This is a genomic window from Dulcicalothrix desertica PCC 7102, assembly GCF_003991905.1.
Lineage (GTDB): Bacteria > Cyanobacteriota > Cyanobacteriia > Cyanobacteriales > Nostocaceae > Dulcicalothrix > Dulcicalothrix desertica.
The window spans coordinates 24,762-44,626 of record NZ_RSCL01000019.1 but is presented as its reverse complement, the minus strand read 5'-3'; the positions used below and the strand labels follow the sequence as shown (position 1 = coordinate 44,626).

General features: G+C 40.5%; 14 protein-coding genes. 7 read left to right on the top strand and 7 right to left on the bottom strand.

What is annotated here, in order from left to right; genetic code table 11:
* The 3 genes from DSM106972_RS52735 to DSM106972_RS33535 form a co-directional block, all read left to right on the top strand.
* A partial coding sequence (locus DSM106972_RS52735) for a WD40 repeat domain-containing protein (protein WP_411675356.1) occupies positions 1-369 on the top strand: 369 nt, incomplete at its 5' end.
* A 314-nt stretch (positions 370-683) separates the two neighbouring features.
* Positions 684-4,214, top strand: a complete 3,531-nt coding sequence (locus DSM106972_RS33540; protein WP_127084769.1) for a WD40 domain-containing protein — start codon at positions 684-686, stop codon at positions 4,212-4,214.
* Positions 4,215-4,376: 162 nt separating this feature from the next.
* Entirely contained in the window at positions 4,377-5,447 is a 1,071-nt protein-coding gene (locus DSM106972_RS33535) for a S1C family serine protease (protein WP_127084768.1), read from the top strand.
* A gap of 377 nt (positions 5,448-5,824) precedes the next feature.
* On the opposite strand, the gene DSM106972_RS33530 is transcribed toward DSM106972_RS33535, so the two are convergent.
* From DSM106972_RS33530 to DSM106972_RS33515, 4 genes are all read right to left on the bottom strand, one after another.
* The gene (locus DSM106972_RS33530; RefSeq protein ID WP_127084767.1) at positions 5,825-8,032 is read right to left on the bottom strand and encodes a hypothetical protein; all 2,208 of its coding nucleotides are present in this window, start codon (positions 8,030-8,032) and stop codon (positions 5,825-5,827) included.
* Between the two features lie 16 nt (positions 8,033-8,048).
* Positions 8,049-10,253 (bottom strand): hypothetical protein, encoded by a 2,205-nt coding sequence (locus DSM106972_RS33525; protein WP_127084766.1) that lies wholly within the window; start codon positions 10,251-10,253, stop codon positions 8,049-8,051.
* Positions 10,254-10,418: 165 nt separating this feature from the next.
* Complete coding sequence (locus tag DSM106972_RS33520; RefSeq protein WP_127084765.1) at positions 10,419-10,610, bottom strand: hypothetical protein; 192 nt, start codon at positions 10,608-10,610, stop codon at positions 10,419-10,421.
* A gap of 65 nt (positions 10,611-10,675) precedes the next feature.
* A complete protein-coding gene (locus DSM106972_RS33515; protein WP_127084764.1) occupies positions 10,676-11,392 on the bottom strand; it encodes a hypothetical protein in 717 nt (238 codons plus the stop codon).
* A gap of 344 nt (positions 11,393-11,736) precedes the next feature.
* Here DSM106972_RS33515 and DSM106972_RS33510 point away from each other — a divergent pair, with 344 nt between their 5' ends.
* Genes DSM106972_RS33510 through DSM106972_RS33495 form a run of 4 tightly spaced genes read left to right on the top strand, consistent with a single transcriptional unit; the run spans position 11,737 to position 16,664 of the window.
* Complete coding sequence (locus tag DSM106972_RS33510) at positions 11,737-12,162, top strand: GPW/gp25 family protein (protein WP_127084763.1); 426 nt, start codon at positions 11,737-11,739, stop codon at positions 12,160-12,162.
* On the top strand, positions 12,159-14,369 hold the full coding sequence (locus tag DSM106972_RS33505; protein WP_127084762.1) for a putative baseplate assembly protein: 2,211 nt from the start codon (positions 12,159-12,161) through the stop codon (positions 14,367-14,369). The genes DSM106972_RS33510 and DSM106972_RS33505 overlap by 4 nt, the downstream gene beginning before the upstream one ends.
* Positions 14,370-14,372: 3 nt before the next feature.
* Positions 14,373-15,446: a phage tail protein gene (locus DSM106972_RS33500; protein ID WP_201800820.1), complete on the top strand. Its 1,074-nt coding sequence runs from the start codon at positions 14,373-14,375 to the stop codon at positions 15,444-15,446.
* 36 nt (positions 15,447-15,482) lie between these two features.
* Entirely contained in the window at positions 15,483-16,664 is a 1,182-nt protein-coding gene (locus DSM106972_RS33495) for a DUF4159 domain-containing protein (RefSeq protein ID WP_127084761.1), read from the top strand.
* A 74-nt stretch (positions 16,665-16,738) separates the two neighbouring features.
* Here the strand turns inward: DSM106972_RS33495 and DSM106972_RS33490 are convergent, their stop codons facing one another.
* The 3 genes from DSM106972_RS33490 to DSM106972_RS33480 form a co-directional block, all read right to left on the bottom strand.
* A complete protein-coding gene (locus DSM106972_RS33490; RefSeq protein WP_127084760.1) occupies positions 16,739-18,793 on the bottom strand; it encodes a VgrG-related protein in 2,055 nt (684 codons plus the stop codon).
* 62 nt (positions 18,794-18,855) lie between these two features.
* On the bottom strand, positions 18,856-19,416 hold the full coding sequence (locus DSM106972_RS33485; RefSeq protein WP_186538736.1) for a CIS tube protein: 561 nt from the start codon (positions 19,414-19,416) through the stop codon (positions 18,856-18,858).
* A gap of 34 nt (positions 19,417-19,450) precedes the next feature.
* On the bottom strand, positions 19,451-19,840 hold the full coding sequence (locus DSM106972_RS33480; protein ID WP_127084759.1) for a hypothetical protein: 390 nt from the start codon (positions 19,838-19,840) through the stop codon (positions 19,451-19,453).
* Positions 19,841-19,865: the final 25 nt, after the last annotated feature.

Below are 19,865 nucleotides of genomic sequence, written 5' to 3'. Positions count from 1 at the left end.
TCATATGACAATACAGCGAAGTTATGGAACTTCAAAGGTTCAGAAATTGCCACTCTCAAACATCAAGATAGGGTCACAAACGTAGTATTTAGCCCAGATGGTAAGACTGTCGCTACTGCTTCAAGTGACAATATTGCGCGCTTATGGACTCAAACTAGGGATGGTTGGCAGCAGGTTGCTGAATATCAAGGTGAGTTTAGAAGGTTTAATCCGGATGGTAACTTAATTGCGCTTATTGTAGATGATGCTGTACAGCTACGTCGCGTTGAGGGTTTAGATGATTTACTCGCGCGCGGTTGCAACTGGCTGCAAGATTACCTCAATACCCATGATAACGAAAAAAGGAAGGAGTTATGTCCCGGTCAATAAGGAAGGCGCCGACTTGAAATTATAGTACAAGCACACCTTTGATATAATCTTGAGCATTCGCTTACCTCTATTTGTTTAGATTCAATTAACCTCATTGCTTTACGATAGGTAATAGGGCGCCCATCGTTAGGTTAAAATCGCATTCTCCGCATAACGTAAAAAATCAAGCCCTATATTATTGGTACACTTATCCAAAAGTTGAACGTAACTCAAATTACTCATGGCTTAACTCGAATTACGTCATGCTTTGATATAAGCAGGTATGTAAAAATCATGTACTGCATTAAGTAGTTTATTTATACGCTGATTTAATTATGACAAACAATTATGAGTATAAAGTTGGAGGAAGTTTAGGAGAAAATGCTCCTAGTTATGTTGAAAGACAAGCAGATTCTGATTTATACCACAGTTTAAAAGCTGGAGATTTATGTTACATTTTTAACTCCAGACAGATGGGTAAAACCAGCTTGATAGTTCGGACAATGAAGAAGCTAGAAGCAGAAGGTTTTGCTTGCACCAGGCTTGATTTTTCTGTACGAGGTAATTCTGAACAGTGGTACGCTGGAATAGTTTACAAGCTTGTAGTTAATTTTAACATTGGTAATCCCTCAGAATTTCTGCTTAAATGGTGGCAGGAAAGAGGCGCCATTCCTTCTGTGCAGCGTTTGGAAGATTTCATTGAAACTGTATTACTCGCATCTATCCAAAGTAAGATTATTATATTTATTGATGAAATAGATAGTATTTTAAGTCTAGACTTTGCCAGAGACGATTTTTTTGCTTTAATTAGAAGCTGTTATGAAAAACGCAACTTTAACCCAGAGTATAGGCGCCTGACATTTGCTTTAGTAGGAGTAGCTACCCCCAGTGATTTAATAGCCGATAGAGGACGAACACCGTTTAATATTGGTAAAGCTATTCAACTAGATGGGTTTAAAGACAGTGAAATTGAACCATTAGCAAAGGGATTTTCAGGTTATGTTGAAAATCCTTTAGCTTTAATGCAATACGTTTTAACTTGGACAGGGGGACAACCTTTTTTAACACAGAAGGTATGTAGTTTATTAATACAAAACCTCACCCTTAACCATTCTCCAATAGCGGAGAGGGGAGAAGGAGGAGATAAAATTTTGAGTTGGGTAGAGTCAGTTATTATCAGTAGCATTATTGAAAATTGGGAAACTAATGATGAACCAGTGCATTTAAAGACAATACGAGATAGGATGTTGTTAGGAGAGCAAATAGCTGGGTGTTTCTTAGGATGGTATCAGCAAATTTTGTTGACAGGAAATATTTTTGCTGATAATAGCGTTGAGCAAATGAGATTTCGTTTAACTGGTTTAGTAGTTAAACAGCAAGAGAAACTAAAAGTTTATAACAAAATATACGAATCTGTTTTTAATTCAAATTGGGTTGAGAAAGAACTAAATAAACTGCGTCCTTATGCAGTAACTTTTCAAGCATGGGTTGATAGTCAATATCGAGATGAATCACGGCTATTGCGTGGACGAGCATTGCAGGAAGCTTTAGTGTGGGCTGATGGGAAAAGCTTGAGTAATGAGGATTCTAGATATTTATCAGCTTCTCAGGAGTTAGAAAAAAGAGAACTTGAAGTAGCTTTAGCAGTTAAAGAAGAAGAAAGTCAGATATTAGCAGCCGCAAATGAAAAATTAAGCCAAGCTAATAAAACATTAAGCCAAGCGCAGAATAAATCTAGGCGAATGATTAGATTTGGTTCTACGTTTTTGGTAGTGTCTATTATAGGAGCAATTATTGCTTCTGTATTTGCGAATAATGCGAAAAATGAACTTCAAGTGACGCAATTAGAACAAATTGGAATAAATTTATTACAAGAACAGTTTACAGGACGAGAAACAGAGAGCCTAATGAAAGCCATGCGGGCTGGACGAGAGTTAAAAACTTTAGTGAAAGGTAAACAATCATTAGCGGATTATCCTACCTTTAGTCCTGTATTGGGCTTACAATATATATTGTCAAATATTAGGAAATATAAGCAATTGAACGGGCATCAAAATGAGGTCTATGGCGTGGCATTTAGTCCAGATGGCAAAACTTTAGCTTCTGCAAGTAAGGACAAAACCATAAAATTGTGGAATGTAACCACAGGTCAACAAATTTCTAGCTTGACTGGGCATAAAAATGAGGTCAATAGCGTCGCATTTAGTCCAGATGGCAAAACTTTAGCTTCTGCAAGTAGTGACAAAACCATCAAATTGTGGAATGTCAACACGGGTCAACAAATTTCTAGCTTGACTGGGCATAAAAATGAGGTCAATAGCGTCGCATTTAGTTCAGATGGCAAAACTTTAGCTTCTGCGAGTTACGACAAAACCATCAAATTGTGGAATGTCAACACGGGTCAACAAATTTCTAGCTTGACTGGGCATAAAAATTATGTCACTAGCGTGGCATTTAGTCCGGATGGTAAAACTTTAGCTTCTGCAAGTGCTGACAAAACCATCAAATTGTGGAATGTCAACACGGGTCAACAAACTTATAGCTTGACTGGGCATCAAGATTATGTCTTTAGCGTGGCATTTAGTCCGGATGGCAAAACTTTAGCTTCTGCAAGTGCTGACAAAACAATCAAATTGTGGAATGTCAACACGGGTCAACAAATTTCTAGCTTGACTGGGCATCTAATTTCTGTGTTCAGCGTGGCATTTAGTCCGGATGGCAAAACTTTAGCTTCTGCAAGTTGGGACTATACCATCAAATTGTGGAATGTCAACACGGGTCAACAAATTTCTAGCTTGACTGGGCATCAAAATGCTGTCATTAGCGTGGCATTTAGTCCGGATGGCAAAACTTTAGCTTCTGCAAGTGCTGACCATACCATCAAATTGTGGAATGTCAACATGGGTCAACAAATCTCTAACTTGACGGATCAAAATGGTGCCTATAGCGTAGCTTTTAGTCCGAATGGCAAAACTTTAGCTTCTGCTGGTAACAAAACCATCAAATTGTGGAATGTCAACACGGGTCAACAAATTTCTAGCTTGAGTGGGCATCAAAATATTGTCAATAGCGTAGTTTTTAGTCCAGATGGCAAAACTTTAGCTTCTGCAAGTAGTGACAAAACCGTTAAATTGTGGAATGTCAACACGGGTCAACAAATTTCTAGCTTGAGTGGACATCAAAGTGATGTCATGAGCGTGGCATTTAGTCCAGATGGCAAAACTTTAGCTTCTGCAAGTGCTGACAATACCATCAAATTGTGGAATGTCAACACGGGTCAACAAATTTCTAGCTTGAGTGGGCATCAAAATTTTGTCACTAGCGTGGCATTTAGTCCAGATGGCAAAACTTTAGCTTCTGCAAGTAGTGACAAAACCGTTAAATTGTGGAATGTCAACACGGGTCAACAAACTTCTAGCTTGAGTGGGCATCAAAATTTTGTCAATAGCGTGGTATTTAGTCCGGATGGCAAAACTTTAGCTTCTGCAAGTTGGGACAAAACCATCAAATTATGGAATGTCAACACGGGTCAACAAATTTCTAGCTTGAGTGGGCATCAAAATTTTGTCAATAGCGTGGCATTTAGTCCGGATGGCAAAATGATCGCTTCTGCAAGTGCTGACAATACCATCAAATTGTGGAATGTCAACACGAGTCAACAAATCTCTAGCTTGACGCATCAAAATTTTGTCAATAGCGTGTTATTTAGTCCGAATGGCAAAACTTTAGCTTATGCAAGTTCTGATAAAACCATCAAATTGTTGAATTTAAATTTAGATGATTTACTCGCGCGCGGTTGCGACTATCTAAAAGAATACCTCGCTACTCGTGAAAAGGAAAGGAAGGAATTATGTCCTAGTCAGTAAGAAGTTTGGACAAAGTTTATTTACATCACGTGGAAAACATACCTCTGTCAATTTTTTGAAACGCAAACAAAAATACAACTCAATCACAACAAAAACTTCTCCATGCCGAACTCAAATAGCAGCAGTGTTTAATGGAATCATTGAGTTAAACAAAACGGCGCCATGTTACCACAAGTAAAAATGCAAGCTTTACTTCTTTCGTCAGTACTTACTACTTTAATTCCTATTGTCCCTGCATATTCTCAAGTACCAATGCAGCAGTTGCAAGTAAACACTACTCAATCTGAGAAAATGTCAACAAGCAACTTGATAGCTGAGAATACCAAATCATCAGTAGTTCGCGTTGTTATATGGTGCGATGTTAAAGCGTACTTACCTAAGAATGGTAAAATATATAGCTTGAAAACAATGCTTGGTCATGGTTCAGGTTTTTTTGTCAACCCCAATGGCTACATCGTTACTAATGCCCATGTCACAAATGTAACAGATGAAGAATGCAAGCAATATTTTGTAGAAGAATTAGCTGTTAAATTAAAAGAAGATGGTGAGGATTCAAATATTGTTAAGCAGTTAAAATGGATTGATGTTAAACCTATCTACCAAGTACATTTACCAAATGGAGAATCGCTACCAGCACAAATTCTAAAATCAGGTGCCCCTATTGGTGAAGGAAAGGATGTTTCGATAATCAAGGTTAATATCCGCAATGCACCTGTACTAAAATTAGCAGATTCTTCTAAAGTGCGTATTTTAGATAAAGTTACAGCAGTAGGATATCCGGGATTAGTCGAAATGTCAGACATATTTGACAAAAAATCACTTGTAGAAGCAACTTTTACTAGTGGTGAGATATCTGCTATCAAAACCCTTAAAGATAATATACCCGTTATCCAAGTTAGCGCACCTGCTGCCCCAGGCAACTCAGGTGGCCCTGTACTTAATGAACGAGGTGAAGTTATTGGTATAGTTACTTTCGGACCACAGGAGAGCAATAATTACGTTTTCCTATTTACTAGTAATACAATACAGGAGTTTTTGACATATGAGGGCATCGTAAACGAAGAAGGATTAATCAACCAAAAGTATCGCGAAGGACTACAATTGTATAATCAAGGAAAATATACAGAAGCATTGCGAAAATTTCAATTAGTAAAACGTTTATTCCCTTACCATTCTGAGGTTGATAAATTTATTCAGCAAAGTACGCAGATAATAGCAGCTAATCACAATTAAATGCGAATAAATAATTATTGTTTAATTATAAACTAGTTTATTTAAATAAGCTAGTTTTATTTTTAGCAGTACCAACTCTTAATTTTTACTACACTGGCGCCATCGCTCATGCCAAGCAGATACAGCAAATTGCGTGTTAATACGATACACGTAGAGACGCGTAATCCGAAGGATTTCCCGAAGGGATTAATCGCGTCTCTACAATGTTTTTATTACAGTTACGCTACTGGACATGAAATTAACTCAAATTTATCATCTCCTAACCTGCACATTCAAAAAATCCATGTATAGTAAAGGTTTCAATCAATGTGCGCTTTTTCATATTGAACTTAAGCATTTGCGGCGCCATCTATAGTTCATTAAAATGGACTAGAAAGTTAATTACTATAATTTGTTTGCGGCTGAAATGGTTTTGGTGTGTCAACTTGGAGCAAAAACGCGCGTTTGGCTGATTGACCTTGTTCGGTTTCAGCCGTGAGGGTAATTTGAGAGAGATTTGTGGTCACTTTAAATGTTTTAGACCCGCTAGCTGGGACATCACCGAAAGGTTCAAGTTTAACCTTAACACCATCTCCCTGTACCCGCCACTTAAGAGTTACAACTTGTCCAACTTTCAAGAAGATTGAGGGATTCGCCTCTGAACTTTGATTATTAAGTGTAAATTCGGTGATTTGAATGGGTGTTGGCTTTAACTGGACTTGAACTGTTTTTGAGGGTGGCGATTGTTTTTGACTTCCATTATATACAGGTTGAAGGCTAATCGCATAGTTGCCTGGTTTAGCCGGAAGCTCTATATTCACGTTTGAACAACTCAATATCTCGTTGACTGGTGGTTGACATTGCTTCGCTAGTTCCGGAGGAATTTGCTTTTGAAAATTATAAGTCTTCAACACCGTTGGTTTATTTTCTTGTTTATCATCTTTAAGTTGACCTATAACTTGAAGTTGATCGAGTTGGCTAAAATTATTGATTTTCCAACTAAGAGTTAAAGGTTTCCCTTTTTGAAGTTGAGACTTTTGTACTACAATGTTTTCCACCTGCGGCAGTGGCTTTGGTTGAATTACAACATCCAGTTTCTGTTCAATAGGCTTTTGTGCTGATTTTGTTTTTGCCTGAAGCTGGAAGGTGTATTTTCCCGCTAGTCTGGCGCCTGTATCTACGTTAGTACAGGTTAAATTGCGCTCGCGAATTTGGCAATAGCGGTTGAGTTCTTTTGGTAAGCCTTGGCTAAAGTCGTAAACTTGAGGATTGCTCGCAGTCTGGTCTTTGGTTGAAGAAATTACCAGTTGATTGAGCTGATCTGCATTTGAGATTGTCCAGTTTAAACGTACCCTGCCTCCTTCTGTATAGCTAGTACTATCCGGTCTAAATTCTGATAAAACGCTTGCTGGAGCGGGTTTGAAGAACATAAACCAAATTAAAAAGCCGAGTCCTGACAATGCACCAATCCCTGCTAGCAGCAATAGTATAAACTGCCATATAGGGCGTGCCTTCCAGACTAACAACCCCATTGGTAAATTTTCTGGTATTGGTAATGCTTGAAGGTCTTGAAGATTGACTTGAAACGGTAACTCTAAGCCATACCCAAAGAAGGGACGGCGCCATTTCTGCTTAGGATAAACGTTTAGATTAATCGTTGCTGTTTCGCCAATTAATAAATTGACAGAAGATGGATTGCAAGAATAGTGGCACGACTCTGTTTTATCTCGGCTGCTAGCACTTACGGCTAATTCTCTAATTGAATTTCCGTTATTTGTGAGTGTAAGTCGATACTGACCTGGGCTGTTAGCGACTTTTCCAAGAATAGTCTCTAGTTCAACACTTAGATGGTATTTTGGGCTTACCTCTAAATAGACTAAATCTAAAAATACCTGCTCTGGGGCATTGTTAGAAACAAGCTGTAAAGTCGGTGAATAGTGACCAACTGGCATGTTTATTGGATAATAGAACTCTATGATGATTTCGCCTTGACCTCCAGGATTAAGCTCTAAACCATCAGTACTGGAAACGATACCTAGTTCACTCAGTTCGTTGTAAGGATATCGAATCTTGAACCAAGTTTTATCCAAGTCAAGACAATGCAGCCAAAACCTATCTACCCGACTGGAGTGGTTATTTACTATTACTGATAGAGTCTGGTGCTGGTTAGGCTGAACTTGCAAGGGCTGAACGGGACTAGTTGCTGGGTTAAGTGAAAAGGTAAATTTTTGTGACTTTATAACAGCCTGCTCTTTGACTAAAATTTCAAGACGGGCTGGGTAATAAATTGGAGTTTCCTCTGGATAATGCTCTGGGGCATCTATTACTATTGTATAGGGGTAACTTCCAGGTAGTGCATTGGAGGGTATCTCAAAGAGCAGGTTGACCTCACAAGCTTCTTGGGAGTCAAGAGCGACCCGTTTTCTAGCTTCGGGACACCATGATAGCAGGGTCTGTGCGATGGGATCGACAAACACATCAATCACGGCTCCTTGATCGCCTTGATTAATTAAACTGATGTCAAGAGTAACGCTTTCGCCTGGGAAAACCTCTAAGTGCGTAGGAGGATTTAGTATAACTTTGAGTGGTGTTATAAGATTTAGCATTTTTAGTAAGGGACTTTTAATTATCCGAGTTAAAGCGATAAAGGCGAACTTGTGCATCACCGGAGCCGCTAGCAATCCAAACTCCCTGCTCTTTAGCAATTAAGTCTAAGGAAGTTATCCTGCTTTTGGAGGCGCCAATTTGCTTTGGTTTTTGAGTTAGATCGGGAGTGAACTTTTGGGTCAAACGCCATGCCTGAATTTGACCATTATCACCTGCACTCACGAGCCATCGTTGATTTGGAGTAAATAGAATACTGCGAATTGGTTTGTTTGCGACCTGCCATCTGACTAGTTGTTTGCAGTTTTTTTGAGGAAGCTGCTCCAACGACTTGTTCGGCGCCGCTTTCTGACATTGATTTAAATCCCAAAAAGTAACATAACCATCAGAATCAGAGGCTGCTAAGATGGAAGTATTGGGGACAAAGTTGACATCGTAGAAATAGTTTTGCTCTCCCTGATTTCCAGCATCTTCTGAGAGCTTTAACTGCCAAGGTTGCGAGTTTGCCACATCCCATAATATAAGCCGCTTAAACTGTCCAGCGCTCACAAGGATATTTTCATCTGGACTAAGTGCTAAAGACCAGGCTTGATATGCAAAGCGATCAGGTATCTTCAAAACCTGGGCAGGTTTGGAGTCAAAATAAACATCCTTCGACCTTTGCCAACTGCGAATAGTTCCGCTTGCATAGCCAGCATATAGCCTTAGAGAGTTGCGAGTAAACATCAAGTCCAGAATGCGATCGCTTGTTTGATCGTTAGGGTCTTTGAGCGTATAAAGTCCCGAACCTGTATTAATATCCCAAACTTGAACGGTTCCATCCTCTAAACCTGCAAAGACTTGATTATTTTTTACCGGAGTTAATGCTAGCGAATGAATTGCTTGTTGAGTAATGCCGAGAAGCCCTTTAGAAGATGATGGTTGAGCATTAGTACAAGTTTTAGCTAACGTCCCCTTGCTCAATAGACCTTGAGGTTGGGGCGTTCCCCAATCTGTTACGCCCCAAGTCCGAATTGAACAGTCGCTTGAGGCACTAATTACAAGCGGTGATCTACCACTCGTGCCACTGAGTCGCACGGCATTAACGCCAGCCAAATGAGTAATAGGCTGTGGTATAAATATAGCGGTTGCAATAATTGAGAGCAATGCCAGTAATAACCATAGGGGTACGATTGGAAACACCTTTAAGAACAAAATTTGGGTTGCTGGGTCGCTACTCCCTAATCTTGGGTCTGATAACCAAGGTTTGAGTTCAAATTTTAGTTTTCGCGACCAGCCGATCCAGGGACGACGGGGTGAGATAATTAGGTTTGTAGAAGTTATTTCTCCCAATGATAGAACGGGTTTTTCTGGACTAACCTTGATTTGGCATCGTTTTGCGTCTCGACCTCGTACTTCGAGATCAAGCGTTTGCAACAAATTGCTATTGTTTTTAAACATCAATTGAAAGGTACTGCTACGCGATCGCCAATTTGGGAGCCAGGGTCTTTTAGCTGGAATACGCTGCTGCTGAGGCTGGACTTCAAACTGCATGAACCCAACGGGCAGAACTTCTAAAATTCCTTGTGCTTCAACAATAGAACCTACATGACTTTTGGCAGTTATAATAAAGCTATAATCGCGACTTTGAACTCGATCTGCTCTAGGGGGCTGACATTGAAAAGTTGTCGTTGTCTCTTCATTTGCTGGAATTTGTATATATCGTTCAAAGCTACCAACTAACCAAGATGGCTCAAGTTCTGTACACTGTAAGCATACTTCTAAAGGTTGCGACCCAGTGTTTTTTACAGTTACAGGAATATTCACAACGTTACGCGGATAGACTTGAAACCGCTCGGTAGGCAGTGCGATTCGCAGTAGGTTTAATTTGCCGCTGGGTTCTAACGTTAACCGTAAAACTAATCGTCGCTCTTCTTTTAGTTGGGGCGAAAAAACCCTCACTGTTAGATTGACAACCCCGATAAAATCAGGGAGGGGAGAGTCTAAAATCTCAACTTGAAAATCGGTGCGATCACCGGGTGACTTTGCTGTGGATACATCTGGAGAAAGGCAATACCAATTACTTTGTCTACCTGCTCCTGCCGCTTTAATTTCTAGTTGAAACGACGCAAACTGGTTGCTGCGGTTGATGACTGAAACACCAAAAGAAACTGATGGGCCACCGGGACGAAAGGATATATTTGGCGCCGTCAAGGTAGCATCGATAAGTGAGTTGACAAGCATAGTAAACAAAAATTTTGGGCTGTTTTAACATGCGAACGGGTAAAATCTATACTTTTGTCATGCTGAGGAACGTAAACGTAGTTTTCCCGCAGGGTAGCATCTTAAAGATTGTGACGCTTGTTAAAAGTAAAGTTATAAGCCGTTCTCAGTATAACATTAGAGTGATTAGTTTTTGGTGTTTTTATCTTGATGGTTGGTTGTTTGCTGGCTGGTTGTTGTATCTTGATTAAATGGTTTTTCAACCGTTTCTCTAATTTTATCTTCAGCAATGACGGTTATTTTATATCTCATTTGGTCGAATAATCTATCAAAAAATCCGCCGAAAATTCTACCTAAAAAGTTTCCAATTGATTCCATGATTTTCACCTCATAATTTAAACGATATTAGAAAGTGGCTTTAATTCAGCGTTAACTGTGCTTGTTTAATGACGAAAATCTATTTCTTGCGTGACTCCGTTGACTACTCTAATATTCTGAGTTGCTCTTATGCTTGGGCTATTTCCTGGTACTTGAATATGAAAATCTATATGTCTAGAGGCCGTTCGGGGTTGACCATTGGCATCTTGATTGATATTTCTTAATCTCGGTACATCCTGAATTAGTATTTTCATCGTCTCGTTTGGTGCAATTATTTTATTCCAAACTGTTCGCCAAGTATTAAAGGTTTGCGCTCCTGGCTTTTCTGCATACAGGTCATGATTATTGGGTGGTTCTGTTTGTGTTTTTCCCCCTATATTCTCTTGTTTTTGTTCTATCTCCGTCCATTGTACGGGAGGAACACTGGTAAACCTCAAATAATCTGATGTAGTGTTTCTCACAGTGAATTCGACTACAAAGCAATGTCCTGCCTCATGAGGTTGATTTATTGGTTTACAGTGGACAATTTCCATGTTATCTACCCTCATATAGTCATTAAAATCTTCTCCTCTCACCTCTCTTGGATTAGACTTTTGTCCAACCGTTTGTGTTTGTGGAGGATATAGAGATTGGGGAAGGAGACTTGTATTCCTCTGAGTATCTCCTGTTCTTCTTTGAGTAACTCTATTTGGAGGGAGATTTTCTAATTCTGTTTCTTGTTGACTTGCTTCTCTTGTTCTATTTCTATTTCTTTCTTGCTGATCACTAAAACAATTGCCCATAATATCCTCTTATTAGTAATTAAGCTTTCTGTTTCTATGCACAGGTGCTTTTCTCAGCTAGACTAATTTAAAATTTATGCTGAATTATCTAAATAAATTTCTCTTTGTCTATTTACATTATCTTACAATTTTCGCTTTCAAGGTCTATCAGACAAAGGTATGAACATGAAGCTTTATTCCTAGGCTAGGCGTTAAATAACGAACCGCAAAGGACGCAAAGGACACAAAGGAAGAGAAGAAGGAATTTTACAACTCATATAGGAATGCTATATACCTTTGGCTGATAGAGACTTTTTAATTGAAAGATATTCTAAATCTTATACCCAAATTGAGAGCCAATTAGCATGGCAAATACAATGTATGAAAAAATACATAATCACTATTTAGGGACGGGGCTATCTTTCCCATTGCAAAGCAATGTGCAGGGAGGACTTAAGCTAAGTTCTGAAGCTCAGAAGGTTGAAGAGGCAATTTGGTTAATTTTGCGTACTGATTTAGGCGAACGTGTTTATCGTCCTGATTTCGGTTGTCGCTTATCAGAATTGGCTTTTGCTCCCTTAAATCATGATACTTTACTAAGAAGTAAGATATATGTACTAGAAGCATTGCGAAAGTGGGAGCCTCGAATTGAGGTTGATGAAGTGAGTGCAGTGCCTGATACAATTGTTGGGCGCCTCAATATTGTTATTGATTATCGACTGAAATCTCATCCTGACCCTTACAGTTTTGTCTACCCGTTTTATTTAGCTTCAGAGACGGAGGAATCATGAGCTTTGACTTTTTACCTCGACTTCCCAATTCTCATCTGGATGATCGCACTTTTGACGATTTAGTAGAAGAATGCCTGCTGCGTATTCCCCGCTATTGTCCAGAATGGACTGATCACAATCTCAGCGATCCTGGTATTACCCTAATTGAGCTGTTTGCTTGGCTCACTGACCAGATGCTGATGCAATTTAATCAGATTCCTCGTAAAAACTATATAGCCTTTCTAGAACTATTGGGAATCCGTCTACAGCCACCGACCCCAGCTCAAGTTAGGCTGAGTTTTTACCTTAGTACCCATTTACTGGAAAACTATACTATCCCGCGCGGAACAGAAGTTGCAACAGAGCGGACTGAAACCCAGGAAGCTATTGTTTTTACTACCGATCAAGATTTGTTAATTGGTCAACCAACTTTAAAACATATATTTTCTGCACCAGATGCGGCTAATGTTCCTAAATCGCTCCAAGATCGCACTGAGCAATGGCATCCTCAAAATGACGGTTTGGCAGTAACTCACGAATTTGAATTATTTCCGCAAAAGCCGCAGTCTGGCAATAGCTTTTATCTCACAATTGAGCCTGATACCCCTTTGGAAGGAACTATTTTGGAGATCGCTTTTACAGGAGCGCAAGGTACACCTACAGGTATCGATCCAAAGCATCCTCCCCGTAGTTGGGAAGCTTGGGACGGTGAATCATGGGTAAAGGTTCTTTTACAGGAAGCAGATGACACTACCAATGGCTTTAGCTTTAATGAGAATGCAGGAGATGATGATAGCTTTGAGCAAAGTGGTGATGTGATTCTACATCTGCCCGAACGCTGGCCTGTGTCTAGTTTTGATGGCTATCGAGGTCGTTGGATTCGCTGTATCCTTACTGAATTTAGCTCACACCAGCCAGGATATACTAATTCTCCTCGGATTAAAACGATTGCGATACGTGCCATTGGCGGATCGGTGCAAGCTAGTCAGTGCGTTTTGATACAAGAGGAAATATTAGGTATCAGCGATGGGCAACCAGGGCAGAGCTTTGAGGTTGAGACGGCGCCCATTTTAGAGAACCGAGACTCAGAGCAACTGCTTGTTCTTCCTTTTGGGAGACCTGCCGAAATTTGGCAAAAAGTTGAGGATTTTGCTGATTCTAAACCCCAAGACCGACATTATGTTGTTGATGCATTAGCAGGCACTATTCAGTTTGGACCAAGCATTCGCGAACCTCAAACGCTTAAGAAGCAAACGCAAACTCGTGCTTATCTACAGCAAGTGCTGCCAGCAGATCGCTTGCCCGGTCATGACCTGCACGAGCAAATAATTGAGCAACAGTATGGGGCTATTCCTCCCTATGGTGCTGAAATTATATTTTCCTATCGTACCGGAGGTGGCAAACAGGGAAATGTGCAGGCAAACACGTTGAAGTTTATGCAGACAGCAATTCCTTATATAGACCGTGTGACCAATCATCATGCTGCTGTTAACGGTGCCGATGCCGAGTCTCTTGAGCGAGCCGTGTTAAGGGCGCCTCAGATGCTGCGGTCGCATGATCGAGCCGTGACGGCTTCAGATTTTGAAGCTTTAACTCTAAAAGGTAGCGGTGGTGCTATTGCTCGCGCGTTAACCTTACCGACATCTGCTAACCAACCAGCCGGCTCGGTCAGCGTGTGTGTTGTGCCTCAAGCTAATACCGAGCTAATTGCCCTAGGACGTGGGATTGCTCCTGATAACTTTAATTTAAATTCGGCTCTGCGTGATCAAGTTTTGCGCTATCTAGATGAAAGACGTTTGCTAGGTGTTCAGGTGCAGCTACAGCAGCCTAACTATTTTGGCGTATCGGTTCAAGCTGAAGTTACCCTAGAACCTGCTTATAATAACCCAAGCGCTCAAGCTGAGATTGTCCACAAAATCAAAGTCACGCTATATCGCTACCTCAATCCTTTAACTGGAGGTCAAGAGATGACGGGTTGGCCTTTTGGGCGCCCGCTTTACCCATCAGATATAATGGCTCTGCTTCAGCAAATACCAGGGATTCAATATTTAGGTGCTATTTTACTATTTCCTATTCAACAAAATGGGGAATCTTGGCAGAGGCAAACAACACCTGTAAGCTATATAGACCCAGGCGCCTTGGGTTTACTTTGCTCTTGGGCAGACCCACAGGCACGCACAGGACATAGTGTAAATGTTCTAAAAGACCAATCTGCGGTAAGGATTTAGGATATGCAGCCAGTACTTACCTCCAAATCAGTCAGTCTTCAGATATCTCCTATGCAGATGTCTGTTACCACCTCCCAAGGTGGTAGTCGAATGCTTGGAACTGAAGCCACAGAAAGCTTGCAACAGCAAACTGAAATTGTGATTTATCCGGGAGAACTTTGTCGAATTGCCCTGGAAATTAAAAATTGGGAGTCTCAACCTCAACACCTTACCTTAAAACTAGATGGGACATTCCCTTTGGAATGGTGTCAGGTGCAGACAGATGCTTCTAGTGTCCCTCAATTTGGGATGGCGCCAGATGTGACTATAGAAGTAGCTGCCAAGAAAAGTAAACATGCTGACTTATGGTTTCTAATTCCCAATCATTTTTTTGAGGGTCAAGATGTCCTTCAAGGAAGAAAAGGAAACCAACTCAACTTTCGAGGTTGTGTATCAATTTATGCTAACCAAAGCCTGAGTGAAGGAGTAAGTTTACATCCAATTCAAGTATCCAACTTTGAGCTAAATGTTCGACCACGCAGTGCTTATACTAATTATTTACCAGTAGTTTATCAAGAAGTAGACTACATTCATCGCTTTATCAAAATTTTTGAGCAAGCGTTCGAGCCAGTAGTGAATAGCTTTGCTTCTATGTGGGCGCATTTAGACCCCCTGACAGCACCTCAAGCGCTTCTACCGTTTTTAGCTCACTGGGTGGACTGGCCAATTGATGCACAACTAAATTTAACTCATCAAAGGCGGTTAATTCGACGCGCGGTAGAAATTTATCGTTGTCGCGGAACCCGTAAGGGACTTCGATTTTATATACATTTATATACAGGTTTACCGCTCGACGAACATATTGACCGTGAAGAAGATAAATCGATTAGCATTACCGAACCCTTTGGTCAAGGATGTTTATTTGGATTAGCCCATGTAGGTGAAGATGCAATTCTCGGCGGTGGCAAGCCTTATCATTTTGATGTATGCTTGCGTGCCCAGCCTAATAACGAAATTGACGAGCAGCTTGTTCGGCGAATAATTGATCAAGAGAAACCTGCATTTTGCTCCTACAGCCTTCGGATAAAAACAGAATAGATATACAAATTAGTTTATTGCATTGGAGATTTTCTTATGACCTATCCTTTTCCAAATCCAGCAATTGTCCCTATGCAGCGCCAACAAGTTAGAGATGGCTTGCTCTTAACTGCCGAGCGTTGGCAACGCGCCCATGACTATCAGCGCAAACGCCAAAATCTTCACTACCAGTCAATTAATCAGCCTGGAATTGTTTGCGGGTTGGGAGTACGGGTAATTCCAGCTCCAGAAGAAGTTGCCGCTCAATATCGAGACAGTCGCTGGGTACAAATTCAGCCAGGAATTGCTATTGATTTAGAAGGGAATCCGATTGTAGTGCCTCATCAAATCAATTTTCGGATTGCAACTGAGCTAAAGGAATCAGAACCTGTGACTGTTTATTTGGTTGCTCAGTATCGAGACCCTGATCAGTTGGGGGGAAGCCCCGATCAGGAAATCGTACAAGAAACATTTAGAATTGACGAGAGAAGCTGTCCTCCTGAGCGTTCAGATGTGGAGCTTTGTCGCGTCTTGTTAAGACAATCGCAGCAGGTATTACTTCGCACACCTGCCGATATTTTTTTTCCGGGATACGGCGATTTAGATTTACGCTACCGCCGTCAAGCACAGGCAAGACCCCAAGGTTTAGTTCAAATTGCTCAAATCAATTCTGATGATGAAGACTGTAGCCGAAATTTTTTCAATCTTACCTATTTACTGCGCGCAGTTGAAGATATTTATCCTGCTTTAAAGGGTGTAGAAACTGTTTCACGAGTCACTTGGGATGGAGATTTGCATCCTTACGATCTGCTATATTTGACTGGTCGTAAGAGTTTGTCGCTAAACAACCATCAATTCTCGAAGCTTTCAAGCTACCTGAATTCGGGAGGTACTTTGCTGGTTGATGCCGATGTTCAAAATACAGAACTAATTCAATCAGTCCAGGTACTAGCTCAACATTTACAGGCGCCTCTAAAGTCTTTACAAGAAGCTCGTCGCGACCATCCCTTGCGAATAAAGCCGTTTTTATTTTCTGCGTTGCCAATAATGGATCAAACTAGAATTCAACTTTTGTCTGGCGGCGGAATTATTTTAGCAATTGGTAATTTAGGCGGATTATGGGGTTTAGATGAAGAATTACAGCGGTCGCGAACTGACATTAGAACCGCTCAAGAGTTAGGTATAAATATCCTACATTTTGCTTGGAAACGCAAACAAACAATTAATTTACAGTCTTAAGGAGGCGCCGTTGCATAATTAAAGCCCTGCTTTCTGTAGGGCTTTAGTCATTGTACGCAATAATTTATTGTAGGTTACTGTGGAATACCGTTAGCTGTTACCAACCCTAGCATTGAAACCGTCGGTGCTTTGATGATGATTGCGGAAGTTGAAGTTAAATCGATTGGAGCGGTTGAAAATGCTGAAATTGGTCCACCTGCCTTGATACTGACAAGACCACCAGCATTTACATTAAGCATTCCTGTGGTATGAAGGGTAACATTCATGCCAATATCGCGAAAGGTCAGGTGTTGTCCTACTTTAGTTCTAACGCTAACAATAGATTTTGTATCATTTAAGATCACTTGATTGCTACCTGAAGTTTTAATTTCGATCTTTTTTGACCTGGGTTTGTCGTCCATACGAATGCTGTGCCTACCAGCAGTTTTAATTTCTATAAATTTTTGGCTGTCGTTGATGTCGATACGATGTCCGCCCTTAGTTTTAATATAGATTCCTGCTTTCGATTTCTTATCATCTTCCTCGACAAATTGAATCGTATGTCCTGTACGAGTTTTAATGGTGCGTACTCTGACTTTGCGGTTCTTAACAGTATTAGCAATTGTTTCAACCGTTTTGTCCTTGCCATTCCAGACACCCCCTATTATATAAGGTCGATGAATATCCCCGTGTTCAAAACCAACAAGCACTTCATCATTAATTTCTGGTAAGCAATAAAATCCTCTTGCATTAGCTGCTCCTAAACCCACTACTCTAGCCCAATTGCTTTCATGTTCTTCTGTTAAAGTGGGAAATTTTACTTTAACGCGACCCAAACCTTTTGGATCGTTATTATTAGTTACCTGACCCACTAGTAGAGTTTGACCAGGTTGGAGATGAGTTTTGGGAGGCAATGTAGAAAGTAAGCTACCTTCTCTCAGCCCACGAACTGTAAAATCAGTTGTGTAATTACCATGAACATAATGGTGATAAGTTCCTGTTACGTAGTAATCACCACTATAGCGAGTTCCCATATTTTCAAGTGTAACCACTTTGCCTGGTCGGATTTTAGGGTTTCCCACGGCTTTGGCATCAGCAGTTACAAACTCTCCACCTAGCTCATTACAAAGGGCTTGAGCCAACTGTTTTGCTTCTTTTGGAGTATTTACAGGTTGGTCTACCACAATCATTTCAGGAAGTCGTTGCATTTCTTCAGTAAGTGGTCGCATTTTAGGACGTGGAAACTGGCTGATGCTGCTCCCGGCACCATTTCCTGTTTTTGTAACCAATTGTTCCTTTGAAGCGGTTTGTGAGATTAACTTTTTATTAATATAATCCCAGCTATTAACCCGGACTGAACTAACTTGTTCGGCACTCGTAACCCTTACATCAAAGCTCATAATATCCTTAAGCCACTCCAACTTAAGAGATTCTTCACTTTTAGGCTTGCGAAAGTAAAGCTTCTTGCCCTGCATAAAGAGTTCAAATCCTATTCTTGCAGCGCGCTCCCGCAGAAACTCCATATTGGTTTGATTTTCTTGAAAAACATAATCATGGGAGACACCACTTGCATCTAATTGACCAATTCTAATTCTCGCTTCTTGAGCAACACGTCGCACAATATCGGTATCTGTACAGTTTAAGAAAGATCGATTGTGGCGACCCCGATGCAGCCGATGGGAATTGTCATAGCCGCGCACAATAATATGGGCTGTAGATGGAGCAACAAATTTGACTTCAATTCCCGTAATTTCGCCCTCAATTAACCGATGCTCTACTTCCGGCAACAAAAATTCAGGATCTTCTGTTGTACCAGCCTCAAATCCAACCGTAATTTGATCACCAATATTAAAGTAATTTTCGTTTTTCCAAGGCTCGCTGTTCTCACTTGCAGCGACATAGACATTATGGATTTTTAGGACAAACATACTTGGCATATGTAAGCTTTCATCCACAACAATTTCTAAAATGTCCTTTAATAATTCCTTTGGCGCCGGCGCTCCACCTATTTTAATTACAGGCTTCGATAGATAAAGGGTTTCATCATTTTTGGCAGAATTAGGTTTAGGAGAATTAGGTTTAAAGGTATTAGATTTAGGAAAATTAGGTTTGGGAGAATTTGGTTTAGGAGAATTTGGTTTAGTAGGCATTGGCAAATATTCTCAGTATTGTTAGATGATTTAGACGTTGTGTTAAAATTTAGCGAAGTCTTTTATGGCTTCGGCTTTGGTGAGGGCTTCGGTGAGGGTTTTGGTGAAGGCTTTGCTGATGACTTTGGCGAGGGCTTTGCTGAAGGCTTTGGTGAGGGTGATTTGCCTCCCGACATATCTTCAGGATCGACTTCTTGGAGCGCAATATTAACGATTGCTTTAACCGGGGTGCCATCAGCTAAAAACAGAGTGAGTCGGTAGTTCAAACTCGTCATTACACAGTGAAAATAGCTATCTTGCCAGGTCAATATATAAACTGGCGGACGACTAAGAGTATTGTTACGAGCAGTTACACCCTTTTTTATGTTGTTAATATATTCCTTAAGAACAGATGTCTTTTTTTCATAAGTATCAAATAACAAATTCTGTAATGTAAATGAATAAGGTTCTACCCCAGAGAAATTAACCTTTGGCAATAAAGTAGTTCCGCGATTTCCTAAATCACTATGCCAAATTACTTGCCGAGTAAAATCAAGTTCTAATGGATTAAACATGAACTCAATATCTTTGGCTTGTCCGCTGGGGTCACTATGAACCATCAGCTTTGCTTTTACAAGTTGCATTGCGTTTTCCTCAACATGGATGAGTGCATTAAAATTACCAAGGTAAACAACCTACAGACCGTCCGCATCGCTCGCGCTCGTAGATTAAACGGTGGTGCAAAAGCTGCTCTATTTCCTGAGTTAACTGTTCTAATACATCTGCTGCCTGTCCAGATTTTGAGTAAATCTGATCGGGTGCAATTGTTTGATGCGAAAAAATTCGGTTGCTTTGATGAAAGCCTTTACGTTCCATCTTAAGGTTTAGACGTGGACTGATGCGATCGCAAATCATCTGCGTAAAAAACTCTAAATCTTCTGCTGCTTGTTGAACAGTGTTGACTTTTGGAGTTAGGACTTCCTCAAGTATGGGGTTTTCGGGTGCAAAAGTACCTGGTGGAAGCCCGTCTGAAGATTTGGAGTCAATAGGAGAGTTAAGCTCACTCATAATTAAACTTCCAACTAAACTTCCA

Coding starts and splice junctions, on each gene's coding strand:
- DSM106972_RS33505 (WP_127084762.1), top strand. CDS start 12,159: ATGAGCTTTGACTTTTTACCTCGACTTCCCAATTCTCATCTGGATGAT.
- DSM106972_RS33525 (WP_127084766.1), bottom strand. CDS start 10,253: ATGCTTGTCAACTCACTTATCGATGCTACCTTGACGGCGCCAAATATA.
- DSM106972_RS33520 (WP_127084765.1), bottom strand. CDS start 10,610: ATGGAATCAATTGGAAACTTTTTAGGTAGAATTTTCGGCGGATTTTTT.
- DSM106972_RS33540 (WP_127084769.1), top strand. CDS start 684: ATGACAAACAATTATGAGTATAAAGTTGGAGGAAGTTTAGGAGAAAAT.
- DSM106972_RS33490 (WP_127084760.1), bottom strand. CDS start 18,793: ATGCCTACTAAACCAAATTCTCCTAAACCAAATTCTCCCAAACCTAAT.
- DSM106972_RS33515 (WP_127084764.1), bottom strand. CDS start 11,392: ATGGGCAATTGTTTTAGTGATCAGCAAGAAAGAAATAGAAATAGAACA.
- DSM106972_RS33485 (WP_186538736.1), bottom strand. CDS start 19,416: ATGCAACTTGTAAAAGCAAAGCTGATGGTTCATAGTGACCCCAGCGGA.
- DSM106972_RS33500 (WP_201800820.1), top strand. CDS start 14,373: ATGCAGCCAGTACTTACCTCCAAATCAGTCAGTCTTCAGATATCTCCT.
- DSM106972_RS33535 (WP_127084768.1), top strand. CDS start 4,377: ATGTTACCACAAGTAAAAATGCAAGCTTTACTTCTTTCGTCAGTACTT.
- DSM106972_RS33495 (WP_127084761.1), top strand. CDS start 15,483: ATGACCTATCCTTTTCCAAATCCAGCAATTGTCCCTATGCAGCGCCAA.
- DSM106972_RS33480 (WP_127084759.1), bottom strand. CDS start 19,840: ATGAGTGAGCTTAACTCTCCTATTGACTCCAAATCTTCAGACGGGCTT.
- DSM106972_RS33530 (WP_127084767.1), bottom strand. CDS start 8,032: ATGCTAAATCTTATAACACCACTCAAAGTTATACTAAATCCTCCTACG.
- DSM106972_RS33510 (WP_127084763.1), top strand. CDS start 11,737: ATGGCAAATACAATGTATGAAAAAATACATAATCACTATTTAGGGACG.